Raw genomic sequence first — 14,502 nt, forward strand, 5'->3', positions numbered from 1 at the left:
CGTATCACGTTTCACGAATTGCGTATTGTACTGCCTTGGCCAAGCCAATCAAGTCAGACGGGGCGGGGCCGAGGTCGAAGGAGGCCGCCCAGGCGACCTCGCGCCCTCGGCCCACGCGGCCGTGGGAGCCTCGGACCCGGGCCGCGTCGGTGCTGACGGCGAAGGGCGGCGGCCAGCCGAAGAACAGCTCGCAGGGGTCGAAGCCCGGCTTGCTGTGAATGTCCACGTGCGTCGCGTAGTCGGGCTGCTCGCGGCGGGCGGTCCACCACGGATAGGCGAACCAAGCGCCCTCCTCGGCCACGAGCACCACCTCGCCGCTGTTTGGGTGCGCGATGCCCGCCTCGGCGATGGCTTGCCCAGTCCATACCTGGTCCACGCCGTTCATTTCCTCAAACACCCGCGCCACGTGGGGCACTTCTGCCTGGTCTCGCACGTACACGTGTGCGACCTCGTGGTCCACGACGGCGAAGGCGCGCGAGGCATGGAGGTCGGGGTAGAGCCGTCCGCGCACGTTGCGAGCGGCCATCAGGCCGCGCTCGCGCAGCAGGCGGTTGGGGAAGACGGGCCGCGATACGTCGGCGAACGCGTAGTCGCCGAAGACGAGGAACTCGTAGCCCTCCTGCTCGGCCCGTTGGCGCAGGAAGCTCAGCAGCGCCATCGTTTCGGCGAAGGCGCGCGCCGCCTGCCCGCTCGACGGCCCATGCCGCAGGAGCGCGTAGTCGAGGTGCGGCAGATAGGTCAGCAGCAGGTCGGGCGCAACGTCGGCGAGGCCCATCACGGCGCCCGTGGCTGCGGCGATCCACTGGCTCGACCGGCCCGAGGCCAGCGGCCCCCAATAGCTCATCAGCTTGAAGGCCCTGCCCACGCGGCGGATGAGTTCCGCATAGAGGCCGGGCGGGCGCGAATACACGTCCTCGATCATCCCCCCGTGGTGTTTGTGAATCGGGGCGGGCGAAAGAAGCACGTCAACACCCTCGCCCAGGCTCTGCTGCCAGAAGAGGAGGCCGACGCTCTTCTTCTTCGCTTGGAGACCCGCCTTCAGGCGGTCTTCGGTCTCGGCGGAAGATGCCTGGAGGCCGCCTGAAGGCAGGACTGCAAACGGGCTCGTTCCCTCCCAGATGCGGGGGCCTTGGACGAGCGCCGACGATTGCTCCCAGAAGAGGGGCCTTCGCAGCTCGCGCGACCAGGCGCCGTTGAACACCATGCCGTGCTGGCCTGGCGGCGCCGCGGTGCGGAAGCTCGCCTGTACCGGGCACGTGAGCGCGGGGAACACGCTGGCGGCGGGGCGGAAGCGCAGCCCCTCCCACGCCTCGCCGCCGTGGTGGCGCACGAGGAAATCGTAGCCGAGGCCGGCGACCTGGATGATGAGCAGGCGTCTAGGCATTGGTTGCCGCCACGAGTTGCGAGCCACGAGCCAGAGAAGCAGTCTCCCGAAGCTCGCAGCTCGCGGCTTCTCCTCACTTCTCGGTCATCGCCAGATGCACGCGGGCCAGCCAGTCGGCGATCTTGATGTGTTGCGGGCAGCGCTCCTCGCACCGGTGGCAGCCCGAGCAGGCGTCGGCGCGTTTCTCCTTGCGCATCTGGGCGTAGAGGTTTCGGTTCAGGTTCGCCACGCCGCCGCCGTGCATCCGCACCTGGTTGAGGAGCATGAAGTTCTCGGGAATCGCCACGCCGTTGGGGCACGGCACGCAATAGCCGCAGGCCGTGCAGGGCACGGCGCTCAGCGACTGATACGCCTCGCGCACGCGGGCGACGAGGTCGTGCTCATCGGGGCTGAGCTTGCCCACGCCCGCCGCGGCGGCGCTGGCGACGTTGCGCTGCACCTGCTCGAGCGTGCTCATGCCGCTGAGCACCGTGGCCACCTCGGGCATGTCCCACAGCCAGCGGAGCGCCACGTCGGCGGGGTCGCGGCCCGCGGCGTCCCACAGGGCGCGGACGGTGGGGGGCGGGTTGGCGAGCGTGCCGCCGAAGAGCGGCTCCATCACCACCACGGCCAGGCCCTTGCTGGCGGCGAGCATCACGCCCGCCGTGCCCGCCTGCACGTCCTCGCAGGCGAAGTTGTACTGCACCTGGCACACGGTCCAGTGCGGGTAGGCGCCGAGGACTTCCTTGAGCACATCGAACGAGTCGTGGAACGAGAAGCCCGTGGCGCCGATGCGGCCCTCGGCCAGCTTCTGGTCGAGCCGGGCGAGGACCCCGTGGTCGCGCACGTTGGCCCAGAAGCCGGCCTGGAGGTTGTGGAGCAGATAGAAGTCAATGCGGGCCGTCTGGAGGCGTTCGCATGATTCCTCGAAGAAGCGGTCGAAATCAGCGGGGGACTTGACTGCCCAGGTGGGCATCTTGGTCGCGATGCGCACACGATCTCGGTAGGTGCTCTGAGTGGCCTGCTTCTCCCCGGGGCAGGCGTTTGGGCACGGCGGGCGGCCATCCTCTGTCATGCTGAGCTTGTCGAAGCACCTTTCAGGGGAGCTGGCGCCGGCCAAGGAGCCAGCTTCATTGCGTCGGTCTGCCCCCTTGAAAGGTTGCTCGACTTCGCTCGCAATGACAGGGGGTGGTGGGGTTCCGGCCAGGGCCTTGGCGATGAGGCGTTCGGAGTTGCCTCCGTGATAGCCGTGGGCGGAATCGAGGTAGTTCACCCCGTGGTCAATCGCGGTGCGGATCATCTCGATGGCGAGCGGCTCGTCAATCGCATCGTAGCGGCCGAGCGTGGGCAGCCGCATGCACCCGAAGCCGAGGGCCGAGACGCGGAAATCGAGCTGGCCGAACGGGCGGTATTCCATTCTCTCCTCTTCTTCACCTGCTTCCCTCCCGAAGGTTCCAATACCTTCGGGAGGGACTCGGGTTTCACCCCTCTCCCTCTCAGGGGTGGGGCCCTCAGCTCCCGTAGAACCGCCGCGCGCTCAGTGCCGCGACCACGCGCAGCGCGAGCCATGCCGCCAAGACCGCAGGAAGCACGGCAAACACGGCCTTGTGGCCCAGACACGGACCGAAGGTCCACGTCACCCAGGCCGCTTGCGTGGTGATCATCACTCGAATGAGCCGGCCAATGAAGGCGGGCGCCGCGATGGTGCCTCGCCGTACGCGAATGGCGGATACCCCTGCCTCGATCACCGCGATGGCGACCAGCCCCACGGCCAGCACGCCTGCACGGTCAATCGTTGTGACCTGGCCTCCACCGGTTGACGAGTCCCAGCACATGGTCGTGCACAGAAGGTATGGGCGTCGCCATCGTGAGCACCGGAGCATGGCCATGCCGCCCGCCAGAAGGGCCAGCCCCGGCAGATAGGCCGCTCGGCCGGGCCGCCTGCCGCCCGCCTCGCTGCGAGCCAGCGCTGTTACGGCGGCCGTGTAGACCCACGCCGTCGCCGCGGCGATGAGCGCCGCCGTTGCGCCGGGCAGCCCCTCGTCGAGCGGCGAAAGCGAGCGCCACGGCATCCACCCGGCCAGAAGCTTCGCAAGGTTGTCCAGGCCGGCGGCACAAGCGGTCCCGATGAGAACGCTACCGGCCCGGCACGCCCCCATCACGAGAGGGCCTGCTACCCTCCTCTGCTTGAGTGCCCCGTTGTAGCCCAGCACGCACGCGGCCACCAACGCGGCGGCCCAGCCCGCTGACTCGCCCCCAACGACTCGCGCCGTCAGAACCCCCGCGAGGAGGAGCATGGCGCCGGCCATGAGCACTGCGGGGGCCGACACGGCGCCGGAGGGGATCGGCCGCTCGGGCCGCTCGCGGGCGTCAGTTTCGCGGTCGAAGTAGTCATTGAGGAGGAGGCCGGCGCAGTAAAGGAGGAGCGAGGCGGCCATGGCCCCTGCGACCCGCCAGTCGAGCACGCCGCCCGTGGCGAGCAGGAAGCCCGCCAGGGGGTCGCCCGGCACCGTGAAGAGGTTGGGCAGGCGCAACAGGCGGCACCAGGTGGTGAGGCGGCTGGGGCGGGGGACCATCTGCCGGGAACCTCAGTTGACCGCGGAAGCTGTCATCGTGAGCCTGTCGAACGACCTTTCAGGGGCTTGACGCGACATGCGCGCTGAGCACCTGCTCGCCGGCTCATCCCCTCGAAAGGTTGCTCGACAAGCTCGCAATGACAAGCCTGGACGCCGGCTCGCGCCGTGTCACAGCGCCTTGGTGACGCCGGGCATGGCGATCGGGTAGCGGCCCTCGGCGTTGGGCTTGACGGGCGGCGGGTCGTCGAGGCTCTTGAGGTTCTCGACGCCCGGGCCCTGCACCAGCTCGGACGCAAGGGCCTGCTCCCAGGTGACCACCTGCCCGCTCTCGGCGGCCATGCGGCCGAGGATGCCGGTCATGGCCGCGTAGGCGCAGCGCTCGGTGTCGTTCTGCGGCTTGTTCTCGCGGATGGCCTCGAAGAGCACGTCGTGCTCGGTCTGGTACGAGTTGTTGCCGCCCTTGTACTCCCAGACGGCGTTCTCGCGCTTGAGGTGGTGGCCCTTGCAGATGCGGGCCTGGCCCACGCCCTCGCCGAGCGTGGCGCAGCCGGTGGCGCCGTGGATGACGTCGGCGAAGAAGCCCCAGGTGCCGTTCTGGTGGCGGCCCTGGGCGATCATGCGCGTGCCGTCGGGGAAGGTGTACTCGACGATGTAGTGGTCGAAGAGCATGTCGGGCTCGGTGCGCTGCTGGCGGCCGCCGTGGCCCTGGGCCGAGGCGGGCCAGGCGTTCTTGGCCCAGCAGATGACGTCAAGGTTGTGGATCAGCCAGTCCAGGATGAAGCTGCCGTTGAGCCACGTGAAGTTCGAGTAGTTGCGGATCTGGTGCGAGAGGTCGCTCTCGTCCTTGCCCTTGGGCGCGAAGCCCACGGGGCCGTGCATGCGGTAGGCATAGCCCGTGACCAGCTCGCCGATGATGCCGCCCTGAAGCTGCTTGATGGCCTCCTGGTTCGAGAAGGAGTAGCGCTGGTTGAGGCCCCCCACGACCTTGAGGTTCTTCTTCGCCGCCTCCTGGCCGGCCTTGAGCACGCGGCGGATGCCGGGGGCGTCCACGCCGAACGACTTTTCCATGAAGACGTTCACGCCCTTCTCGACGGCGTATTCGAAGTGGAAGGGGCGGAAGCCGGGCGGGGTGGCGAGGATCACGACGCCGCCGGGCGCCACGGCGTCAATGGCCTTCCGGTAGGCGTCGAAGCCCACGAAGCAGCGCTCGGGGGGTACATCCACCTTGTCCTTGTGGTTCTTGCTCAGGTGGCCGAGGGTGCCCTTGAGGCGGTTCTCGAAGACGTCGGCGAGGGCGACGAGCTGGGTGGGGCCTTTGGTGCTCAGGGCGTTGACGGCGGCGCCGCCGCCGCGGCCGCCGCAGCCGACGAGGGCGACCTTGATCGTGTTGTTCTCCTGGGCGTAGGCGCCGGGGGCGAGGGCCTGGAGGGCGCTCATCGCCGCCATCGCCCCGCCCGAGCGCGCCAGAAAATCCCGCCGAGAGTGCTTCGTCACCGCCTTCTCCTTTCGCTAGGGCTCAGACGCGCTGCAAACACAGCGACGCACTATCACGAGGGCCGTCATTCGGCGATCTGGTTCACGACTGCGGCCCCAGGATGAACTTTGCCTGTTCGCGGCGGAGCATCTCGAAGGGCGTCATCCATGTGACACACAGGCCAATGCAAACGTCGGGGATCATGATCCTCTTCTTGGAGTTCGGGTGGCTCCCCTCGTGGGTGACGACCGTGTGCCGGTGGGCAAGCGCGTGGGCCACGAGATAGTAGTCGGCGGCCTGAAGGAAGGTGCTCACGGCGGCAGGGTCGTAGTGCTGCCCGGTGACCCAGCCACCGACCGAGCGGAGCGCGGGCGGGATCGCCGCGTCGGGCTTGAGGAAAAACGATGGGCCGCGTTGCCCCGCCCATTTGGAAAGCTGATCCGCCCCGGCCGCGAGTTCGTCGCTGACCTTCTCGATGCTGGCCACCCGACCCTTCGCGTTGTTCACGATCAGCCAATCCCAGAACGCCGGGCAGAAGTCGAGGCCGTAGTGGAGGTTCTTGGCCTGAATGAAGGTATTAGCGTCTAGGAGATACGCCATCAGCGCCAGACCCCCAACTCTCTGCCGAGTTCCCGGAAGACCGAGTCCTTCGAGAAGCCGAGCATGCGGAAGGCGTCGCGATACAGGGTCCGACCCTCAAGCGTGCTGGTGACGAGCGCTCGGGCGAAGCGCGTGCCTACCCGCGCCCTCTGAGTCAGATAGAAGTCGCCACCACCTCGCCTCGGGATTGCGCACAGACGCTCCAGTTCTGCATCATACACCTCCCGCAGCTCCCTGTCCGTGAGCCCGCCGACATCACGGATGCGGCGCAAGATGACAAGGGTGCTGACCTTGAAGCGGCGCGCAAGGCGGGCCATCTCGGGCTGGAGCTCGGCCGAGTTACGGTACTCGCGACGCAGGACGTCGAGTGGCACGAGCAATTCCGCCGCCACGCGGTTGCACCAGCGTTCGATTTGATGGTCCGGCTCGGACGATGCTTGCGCATCGGAGAGGGCGGACTGCCCTAGCCAAATGTGGGCCAGCTCGTGCGCCAACGTGAACATCTGGGCCGCCTTCGTATCCGCGGCGTTGAGGAACACGAGCGGGGCCAGAGGGTCCGCCATGGCGAAGCCGCGGAACTCGGCGGGGTCGAGGTGACGATGGTTGTTGTTCAGCACGATGCTGTTGCGCATGACCAGGATCCCGAGCGCGTCAGCCTGTTCGACGAAGTGGCGAAGCGCGTCCTCCCAGGTGCGCATCTCCGCCCGTTGCTGAACATCGAACCCGAGCCGGCGCCGGATCGCGGAAGCAGTCGCCTCGACCGCGCCCTGTGTCTGTGCCGAGCCGACGAAGTCCAACGCCTCCTGTCCCAGGGATAGAGCGTAGTCTCGGTACCACTCCTGCCGCTGCTGGCACACGTAGATGGTGTCGAGCAGGTTCGGACTCGGGTGGCCCGCATACCGGTTCGTTCCGGCGCGGAAGTCGGGGATCGGGATGGCCTCCTCCGGGGGTTCCATGAGGAACAGGAAGCCAACAGGCGCGTACGTGGCCTTGGCGAAGCGTTCGATCTGCTTGAGGGTGGGTCGTGCCTCTCCCCGCTCCCAGGCCTCAAGACTTGGGAAGCGCCTCTTGAGCGCATCCATGCCGCGGCCGCAGCGCTCGCGCGCCCATCTCAGCAGATCCGGCTTGACATCCACCCTGAGCATCGCAACGCCCCGCTTCGGCCCCAAGGCGAGGGGCCTCGCCTTGGTAGTTTGCATGATAGGGACCCGCACTCGGAGTGTCAAGCTGGTCTGCGGCCAAGTGCCACGGCAGGCTTGCACCCTCTGCGAACGGACACCCACGAGAGCTTAGCGCTGGAACTCGCGGGGGTCAACTGGCGTCAGGTTCAGCTCGGGCTTCCAGCGGGGCGAGCCGGAGTAGAAGGCGTGGGCCGTGTCGAAGACGAGCGACTGGATCGTGGCCTCGGGGTGCCCGTCCAGGCGCAGGAAGTCCACCACCTTCACGAGGCTGAGCGGGTCGCTCACGCCCCAGTCGGCCGAGCCGTTGACGAGCACCCGCTGGGCGCCGTGCTGGCGGATGATGGCCGAGACGCGCGGCGGCGTGAGCTTGGAGATGGGGTAGACGGTGAGGCCGAGGTAGTAGCCCGTCTCGCGCAGCAGCGGCATCGTGTCCTCGGTGTTGTGGTCAATGAGGACCCGCTCCTCGGGCATCGCCATCTCGCGGAGAAGGGGCACGATGCGCGCAACGCCCTCGGGCTTGCGGAAGTGGGGCAGGTGGATGATGACGAGCATGTTCCGAGCGCGGGCCATCGCGAGCTGCTCGGCGAGGATGGTCTCCTCGTTAGGCGTGATGTTGTTGAGGCCGATCTCGCCCAGGGCCACGCAGCGCGGGTGGTCGAGGTAGTCGCCCATGCCGGCGAGCACCTCGCGGGCGAGGGCCACGTTCTCGGCCTCCTTGGGGTTCACGCTCACGGCGGCGTAGTGGTCTATGCCGAAGCGGCGGGCGCGCACGGTCTCGAACTCGAGGATGAGCTGGAAGTAGTCGAAGAAGGTGCCGGCGTAGCGGCGGTTGGTGCCGAGCCAGAAGCTGGGCTCGACGCAGGCGCGGATGCCGGTGGCGTACATCCGCTGATAGTCGTCCGTCGTGCGCGAGTACATGTGAATGTGCGGCTCGATGATGGTCATAGGGCTCTCCTGGGCGCAAGTAGAGGCCTTCCCCTCCTCCTTCATGGCAAACGGTGTGCCGACGAGCCGAGGGCAAGGGCGCCAGGCGAGAACCCTCGCTGAGCAGGGGGGAGTTGCCATTCCGGGCGGCATCTCCGGCAGCATCCTTGAAGGGGCAGGCTGGCCGGGCGGACGTTGGCCAGCCATAACATATTGCTGCGTATACGCTTAAGCCGCCGCTGCCTGATGAAGCAGACCCCCTCCCCCATACTCGCTCACTCCCCAGCTCTCCGCCAGATGAGCAAGTATGGCGCTTTGGCGATCCGGCGGCTTCCGGGGCCATTCCACCCATACTTGCTCATTTTTCTCCCTCTTCAGTTTGAGCAAGTATGGGGCCATTGGGTGGGCTGCCAGAGGGGGGTGGACAAGTCTTGTCCACTTCGGGGACGCCCGGTGTGCGCGCCGGCTGGGCGGCACGGCACCACTTCCAGGAGCGCCGCCGGCGATAGGAGACGGGCATCCTGTGGTCGGGCCGTCTGCACTTCGCGCGGAACTTGCCGAACGCTAACCTCCGCCTAACATGCCCCCGGTAGGCTAATGAGGAGGTCTGTCTCGGCCAGAAGCGACGCCCCGACGGAGCAGAGGCCCAGGCGCGAGCGGACGCGTCCCGGCCTCTGTGGCAGCGGCTTGCGTGGACCCCTGCGATCGTGTAGAATCCGCGGGTCCCCACAAGCTCAGGAGAGGCTGCCATGGGTCCGTTCGCCCGGATTCTGCGGTGTGCGCCGATGGTGGCGCTGGCGGCGATGGGGTGCGGGACGAGCCGCGAGCCGGCCGTGCACGTGGTAGGCTCGACCTCGATCCTGCCGTTCGCCGAACTGCTGGCCGAAGAGTTTGCGCGGCGCGAGCCGGGCATCCACGTGGAGGTGCAGGGCGGCGGCTCGACGCACGGGCTGCTGGCCGTGGCGAGCGGCATCGCCGAGATCGGCGCCTGCTCGCGCAGCCTGCACCGCGGGGACCCCGCCGAGGCCCAGTTCACGCCGGTGCCGATCGCGCGGGACGCGATCGCGCTGGTCGTGCACCCCTCGAACCCGCTGTCGGGCCTGTCGCGGGCGCAGCTCCGGGCCGTTTTCTCGGGCCAGGCGGCCAACTGGCGCGACGTGGGCGGGGCCGATGCCCCGATCCGCGTGATCACGCGCGAGGAGGGCTCGGGCACGCTCGACGCCTTCCTGGCCGAGGTGATGGGCGGCGTGCGCGTCACGCCGCGCGCCCTCGTGCAGGAATCGAACGGCGCGATGAAAGAGCTCGTCAAGCAGGACCCGTGCGCCATCGGCTTCATGTCCATGGGCCTGGTGGGCCGCGGGCTGAAGGCCCTGGCGCTGGACGGCGCCGTGCCCTCGGCGTCGGGCGCGGAGCGCGGCGGGTATCCCCTGGTGCGGCCCTTCCTGTTCGTGGTCAAGGGCACGCCGAGTGGGGCGGCCCGGCGGTTCCTCGAGTTCGCCCGGTCGCCCGAGGCTCAACAGTTGATTGAGCAGGAGAAGATGCGCAATGCGGCAAGCGTGGCTCGCAATGGCGGCATTCGGCCTGATTTCGCTGTGCCTGGGCTGTGGGGGCAGCCAGGGCACGGCCGTGAGCGTGGTGGGCTCGACCTCGGTGCAGCCGTTTGCCGAGATGCTCGCGGAGGAGTTTAACCGCAACAATGCCGACGTGCGGGTGGAGGTGCAGGGCGGCGGCTCCACGGCCGGCATCCAGGCCGTGGCCACCGGCATCGCCGCGATCGGCATGTGCTCGCGCGCGCTGAAGCCCGAGGAGACGGGCTTCACCCCCATCACCGTGGCGCGCGACGGCATCGCCGTCGTGGTGAACCTGGCCAACAAGGTCAGCGATCTCACCCGCGAGCAGATCCGCGGCATCTACGAGGGCAAGATCGCCAACTGGAAGGACGTGGGCGGCGACGACAGGCCGATCCGCCTGATCACCCGCGAAGAGGGCTCGGGCACCCGCGAGGCGTTCGCCCACCTGGTGATGGGCGACGCCCGCATCGCCGCCTCGGCCCTCACCCAGGAGTCCAACGGCGCGGTGAAGGAACTGGTGAAGAACGACCCGGGCGCCATCGGCTACATGTCGCTCGGCCTCGTGCACGGCGACCTCAAGGCCCTGACCGTCGGCGGCGTGAAGGCGAACGCCGAGGACGTGATCAACGGCTCGTACCCGCTGGTGCGGCCGTTCCTCTTCGTGGTGAAGGGCGCGCCGGGCGCGGCGGCGCAGCGGTTCATTGACTTCGTGCTCTCGCCCCCCGCGCAGGCGATGCTGGAGAAGGAAGGGCTGGTCCGGGCCAAGTGAGAACCGACAAGCTCATCAGCCTGGGGCTCGCGGCGCTGGCCTTCACGGCCCTCTCGGGCCTGGCGCTCATCACCGCCTTCATCTTCAAGGAGGGCTTCCCCCTGATGATGAAGGTGGGCCTCACCGACTTCATCACATCGAGCGACTGGTATCCGCGCGAGGGGCACTTCGGCATCCTGCCGATGATCGCCGGCTCGCTGGCCGTCACCGCGGGCGCGATGGTCATCGGCGTCGTCTTCGGCGTGGGCGTGGCCGTGCTGCTCACCCAGTTCTGCCCCCCGCGCCTCGTGGGCCTCCTCAAGCCGGCCATCGAGCTGCTTGCCGGCATCCCCTCGGTGGTCTACGGCTTCATGGGCGTGGTGATCCTCGTGCCGCTGATCCGCGAGAACCTGGGCGGCTCGGGCCTCTCGGTGCTGGCCGCCTCGATCGTGCTCGGCATCATGGTGCTGCCCACGGTCATCAGCATCTCCGTGGACGCGCTCCAGGCGGTGCCGCGCCCCTACTACGAGGGCTCGATCGCCCTGGGCGCCACCGAGTGGCAGACCGCGCACATGGTCATGCTGCGCGCGGCCCGCTCGGGCATCGTGGCCGCCATCATCCTGGGCATGGGCCGCGCCATCGGCGAAACCATGGCCGTCATCATGGTGGCCGGCAACACCATCGCGCTGCCGACCAGCCTGCTGTCGCCCGTGCGCACGCTCACCAGCAACATCGCCCTCGAGATGGGCTACGCCGCGGGCGACCACCGCCAGGCCCTCTTCGCCACGGGCGTGGTACTCTTCGTCGTCATCATGGTCCTCAACACCGTGGCGCTCACGCTGTCGCGCCGCCGGGCGCGGGGGGCGAGCCGATGAGAGTCCCCCCCGCCGTCACCCAGCGGGCGGCCGTCGGCCTGATGTGGACGCTGGCCGGCCTGACCCTCGGCGTGCTGCTGTTCATCATCGCCTTCGTGCTCTGGAAGGGCCTGCCGCACGTCTCGTGGGAGTTCCTCAGCCAGTCGCCGCGCTCGATGGGCCGCGAGGGCGGCATCTTCCCGATGATCGTGGCCACCGCCTACGTCATGGGCCTCGGCGTGCTCATCGCGGCCCCTGTGGGTCTGGCCACAGCCATCTACCTCACCGAGTACACGCGCGAGGGGCGCCTCACCGCCGCCATCCGCTTCGGGGCCGACTGCCTGGCCGGCATCCCCTCCATCATCTTCGGGCTCTTCGGCTTCGTGTTCTTCGTCATCACGCTGGGCATGGGCCTCTCCGTGCTCTCGGGCGCGCTCACGCTGGCCCTCATGGTCCTGCCCACCGTCATCCGCACGAGCGAGGAGGCCATCCGCGCCGTGCCCCGCGCGTTCCGCGAGGTGAGCTTCGGCCTCGGCAGCACCCGCTGGCAAATGGTCACCCGCGTGGTCCTCCGCTCGGCCCTGCCCGGCATCACCACGGGCATCGTGCTGGCCGTGGGCCGCTGCGTGAGCGAGACGGCCGCCGTGATGCTCACGGCCGGCTCGGCCCTGGGCCTGCCGCGCGGCCTCTTCGACTCCTCGCGCACGCTCTCGCTCCACTTCTACATCCTGTCGCGCGAAGGCATCTCGATGGCCAAGGCCTACGCCACGGCCTCGATCCTCATCGTCGTCATCCTGGCCATCAACCTGTTCGCCTACTGGCTGATGCGCCGCTTCGTCGCAAAGGTACGCTGAGCCATGGCCACCGGCCCACACGCCGAGGAACCCCAGGGCGCCGACTGGCTGATGCGCGCGGCCCCCGCGCCCGCCGGCCCGGCCGTCGTCGCCGGCACCACCCCCAAGGTGGTGGTCGAGGGTTTCACGGCCCTCTTCCAGGGCTGCGCCGTGCTCAGGAACCTCTCGCTCCAGCTCTTCCCCCGCGAGCGTCTGGCCATCATCGGCCCCGCCGGCAGCGGCAAGACCACGTTCCTGCGCAGCCTCAACCGCCTCAACGACCTCGAGGCCGGCTTCTCCAAGACCGGCCGCATCCTGCTCGACGGGCAGGACATCTATGCCCCCGGCGCCGACGTGGTCGCCCTCCGCCGCCGCGTGGGCATGGTCTACGCCGTCCCCGTGCCGCTCCCCTGGTCCATCCGCGACAACCTCACCTACGGCCCGCGCCTCGCCGGCACCCGCGACCGCGCGCGCCTCGACCAGCTCGTCGAGGAGAGCCTGAAGAACGCCTTCCTGTGGGACGAGGTGAAGGACCGCCTCGGCACCTCGGCGATGAACCTCTCGGGCGGGCAGCAGCAGCGTCTGTGCCTCGCCCGCGCCCTGACCCTCGAGCCCGAGGTGCTGCTGCTCGACGAGCCCTGCTCGGGCCTCGACCCCATCTCCACCGCCAAGATCGAGGACGCCCTGGCCGCCCTTCGGGCGAAGTACTCGATCATCCTCGTCACCAACAACACCAAGCAGGCGGCCCGCGCTTCCGACCGCACCGCCTTCCTCCTCATGGGCGAGCTCATCGAGATCGGCCCCACCGAGCAGATCTTCACCAACCCCGCGCACCACCGCACCGCGGGCTACATCACGGGGCGATTCGGGTAGGGGAAGTCGAAAGTCCAAAGTCGAAAGTCGAGAGTCACGAGCACGGGAGGCACTCAACTGAGGCGCGTGACTGGCAGGAGCGGATGATGGGCAAGATCGAACGGTTCGAGGACCTGGAGGCCTGGAAGAAAGCACGGGAGCTGGCCAGCATGATCTGCCAACTCACGTCGGTCGGCGGGTTCGGCCGCGACTTCGGGTTGCGCGACCAGATTCGCCGCGCCGCCGTATCGGTCATGTCGAACATTGCTGAGGGATTCGAGCGCGGCGGCGACAGAGAGTTCCTCCAGTTCCTCGCCGTAGCCAAGGGCTCCTGCGGGGAACTGCGGTCGCAACTGTACGCGGCGCTCGATCAGGGCTGCCTCACGCAGACGGACTTCGCTGCAGCCGCTGGCATGGCAACGGAGGCGAGCCGCATGCTCTTCGGTTTCATGAAGTACCTTCGACAATCCCCTTCCCGTCGCAGGAGCTATCGCTGACCGGCTGAGACAAGGGCCGAGTTCCTCGTCAGATCGAGCGGCGTGTTGGCTTGCCGCCTGTCGCGCCCTGGCCGTCAACTCCAGACGCTCGACGTTCGACCGTTGGCCATTGACTCTTAACTCTTGACTTTCGACTTTGGACTTTCGACTTTGGACTGCAAGCTTCAATCCCTTGACCTCGACCTCTTCTACGGCGCGTTCCAGGCGCTCAAGAGGGTGAACATCGCCATCCGGCCCCGCGCGATCACCGCCATCATCGGGCCGTCGGGCTGCGGCAAGTCCACCCTGCTCCGCTGCTTCAACCGCATGAACGAGCTGATCCCCGGCGTGCGCACCAGGGGCCGCATCCTGCTCGACGGGCGCGACATCCACGCGCCCGACACCCGCCTCACCGACCTGCGCCAGCGCGTGGGCATGGTCTTCCAGCGGCCCAACCCCTTCCCCCTCTCGATCCGCGACAACCTCACCTACGGCCCGCGCGTGCACGGCGTCGCCCGCAAGAGCGACCTCGAGGCCATCGTGGAGCGGAGCCTCCGCGGCACGGCCTTGTGGGACACCCTGAAAGACCGCCTCGACGCCCCGGCCCTCGAGCTCTCGCCCGAGCAGCAGCAGCGCCTGTGCATCTCGCGCGTCATCGCCGTCGAGCCCGAGGTGGTGCTGATGGACGAGCCGTGCTCGGCCCTCGACCCCCTGGCCACCGAGCACATCGAGGAGCTGATGCGCGAGCTGGCCGCCCGCTACACCATCATCATCGTCACCCACAACATGCAGCAGGCCGCACGCGTCTCCTACGAGACAGGTTTCATGCTCCTCGGCGAGCTGATCGAGTTCGGCCTCACCGAAGGAATCTTCACCGCGCCCGCCGACGAGCGCACCGAGGCCTACGTCACAGGCCGCTACGGATGAGCCACGCGGATGATCGGATGAATGGATGGATGGGTGGATGTTTGGATGATTGAAAAGAAGGACCGACGATGGTTCCTGCACTCATTCATGCATCCAACCCTTCAATCATCCCCTTCAGGACAG

At 68.2% G+C, this 14,502-nt stretch carries 14 protein-coding genes; 7 read left to right on the plus strand and 7 right to left on the minus strand.

Translation table 11 applies throughout. The features are described from left to right. Nucleotides 1-4: 4 nt before the first annotated feature. From PLE19_13930 to PLE19_13960, 7 genes are all read right to left on the minus strand, one after another. Complete coding sequence (locus tag PLE19_13930) at nt 5-1,384, minus strand: alkaline phosphatase family protein (GenBank protein ID HPD16048.1); 1,380 nt, start codon at nt 1,382-1,384, stop codon at nt 5-7. A 73-nt stretch (nt 1,385-1,457) separates the two neighbouring features. Further along, nucleotides 1,458-2,780 carry an aldo/keto reductase gene (locus PLE19_13935; protein ID HPD16049.1) on the minus strand — a complete coding sequence of 441 codons (1,323 nt, stop codon included), beginning with the start codon at nt 2,778-2,780 and terminating at the stop codon, nt 1,458-1,460. A 94-nt stretch (nt 2,781-2,874) separates the two neighbouring features. Next, nucleotides 2,875-3,939, minus strand: a complete 1,065-nt coding sequence (locus PLE19_13940) for a UbiA family prenyltransferase (protein HPD16050.1) — start codon at nt 3,937-3,939, stop codon at nt 2,875-2,877. 168 nt (nt 3,940-4,107) lie between these two features. Continuing rightward, entirely contained in the window at nt 4,108-5,433 is a 1,326-nt protein-coding gene (locus PLE19_13945) for a gfo/Idh/MocA family oxidoreductase (GenBank protein HPD16051.1), read from the minus strand. An 82-nt stretch (nt 5,434-5,515) separates the two neighbouring features. Further along, the gene (locus PLE19_13950) at nt 5,516-6,013 is read right to left on the minus strand and encodes a DUF4411 family protein (protein ID HPD16052.1); all 498 of its coding nucleotides are present in this window, start codon (nt 6,011-6,013) and stop codon (nt 5,516-5,518) included. Then, nucleotides 6,013-7,158: an ImmA/IrrE family metallo-endopeptidase gene (locus PLE19_13955; GenBank protein ID HPD16053.1), complete on the minus strand. Its 1,146-nt coding sequence runs from the start codon at nt 7,156-7,158 to the stop codon at nt 6,013-6,015. The genes PLE19_13950 and PLE19_13955 overlap by 1 nt, the downstream gene beginning before the upstream one ends. A 144-nt stretch (nt 7,159-7,302) precedes the next feature. Beyond that, on the minus strand, nt 7,303-8,139 hold the full coding sequence (locus PLE19_13960; GenBank protein HPD16054.1) for a TatD family hydrolase: 837 nt from the start codon (nt 8,137-8,139) through the stop codon (nt 7,303-7,305). 728 nt (nt 8,140-8,867) lie between these two features. On the opposite strand from PLE19_13960, the gene PLE19_13965 reads away from it, so the two are divergent. The 7 genes from PLE19_13965 (at nt 8,868) to pstB (ending at nt 14,379) form a co-directional block, all read left to right on the plus strand. Further along, complete coding sequence (locus PLE19_13965; protein ID HPD16055.1) at nt 8,868-9,806, plus strand: phosphate ABC transporter substrate-binding protein; 939 nt, start codon at nt 8,868-8,870, stop codon at nt 9,804-9,806. Beyond that, nucleotides 9,745-10,458 carry a phosphate ABC transporter substrate-binding protein gene (locus PLE19_13970; GenBank protein HPD16056.1) on the plus strand — a complete coding sequence of 238 codons (714 nt, stop codon included), beginning with the start codon at nt 9,745-9,747 and terminating at the stop codon, nt 10,456-10,458. The genes PLE19_13965 and PLE19_13970 overlap by 62 nt, the downstream gene beginning before the upstream one ends. After that, nucleotides 10,455-11,312, plus strand: a complete 858-nt coding sequence (gene pstC, locus PLE19_13975; protein HPD16057.1) for a phosphate ABC transporter permease subunit PstC — start codon at nt 10,455-10,457, stop codon at nt 11,310-11,312. Before PLE19_13970 ends, pstC begins: the two co-directional genes overlap by 4 nt. Beyond that, entirely contained in the window at nt 11,309-12,145 is an 837-nt protein-coding gene (gene pstA / locus PLE19_13980; GenBank protein ID HPD16058.1) for a phosphate ABC transporter permease PstA, read from the plus strand. Before pstC ends, pstA begins: the two co-directional genes overlap by 4 nt. A gap of 3 nt (nt 12,146-12,148) precedes the next feature. Beyond that, nucleotides 12,149-12,997, plus strand: a complete 849-nt coding sequence (locus tag PLE19_13985; protein ID HPD16059.1) for a phosphate ABC transporter ATP-binding protein — start codon at nt 12,149-12,151, stop codon at nt 12,995-12,997. A gap of 86 nt (nt 12,998-13,083) precedes the next feature. Continuing rightward, on the plus strand, nt 13,084-13,473 hold the full coding sequence (locus PLE19_13990) for a four helix bundle protein (protein ID HPD16060.1): 390 nt from the start codon (nt 13,084-13,086) through the stop codon (nt 13,471-13,473). Nucleotides 13,474-13,623: 150 nt separating this feature from the next. Continuing rightward, nucleotides 13,624-14,379, plus strand: coding sequence for a phosphate ABC transporter ATP-binding protein PstB (pstB, locus tag PLE19_13995; GenBank protein ID HPD16061.1), 756 nt, complete (start codon nt 13,624-13,626; stop codon nt 14,377-14,379). Nucleotides 14,380-14,502: the final 123 nt, after the last annotated feature.

The organism is Planctomycetota bacterium (assembly GCA_035384565.1).
Classification (GTDB): Bacteria; Planctomycetota; PUPC01; order DSUN01; family DSUN01; genus DAOOIT01.

Coding starts and splice junctions, on each gene's coding strand:
- PLE19_13930 (HPD16048.1), bottom strand. CDS start 1,384: ATGCCTAGACGCCTGCTCATCATCCAGGTCGCCGGCCTCGGCTACGAT.
- PLE19_13955 (HPD16053.1), bottom strand. CDS start 7,158: ATGCTCAGGGTGGATGTCAAGCCGGATCTGCTGAGATGGGCGCGCGAG.
- PLE19_13965 (HPD16055.1), top strand. CDS start 8,868: ATGGGTCCGTTCGCCCGGATTCTGCGGTGTGCGCCGATGGTGGCGCTG.
- PLE19_13990 (HPD16060.1), top strand. CDS start 13,084: ATGGGCAAGATCGAACGGTTCGAGGACCTGGAGGCCTGGAAGAAAGCA.
- PLE19_13985 (HPD16059.1), top strand. CDS start 12,149: ATGGCCACCGGCCCACACGCCGAGGAACCCCAGGGCGCCGACTGGCTG.
- PLE19_13950 (HPD16052.1), bottom strand. CDS start 6,013: ATGGCGTATCTCCTAGACGCTAATACCTTCATTCAGGCCAAGAACCTC.
- pstA (HPD16058.1), top strand. CDS start 11,309: ATGAGAGTCCCCCCCGCCGTCACCCAGCGGGCGGCCGTCGGCCTGATG.
- PLE19_13935 (HPD16049.1), bottom strand. CDS start 2,780: ATGGAATACCGCCCGTTCGGCCAGCTCGATTTCCGCGTCTCGGCCCTC.
- PLE19_13940 (HPD16050.1), bottom strand. CDS start 3,939: ATGGTCCCCCGCCCCAGCCGCCTCACCACCTGGTGCCGCCTGTTGCGC.
- PLE19_13960 (HPD16054.1), bottom strand. CDS start 8,139: ATGACCATCATCGAGCCGCACATTCACATGTACTCGCGCACGACGGAC.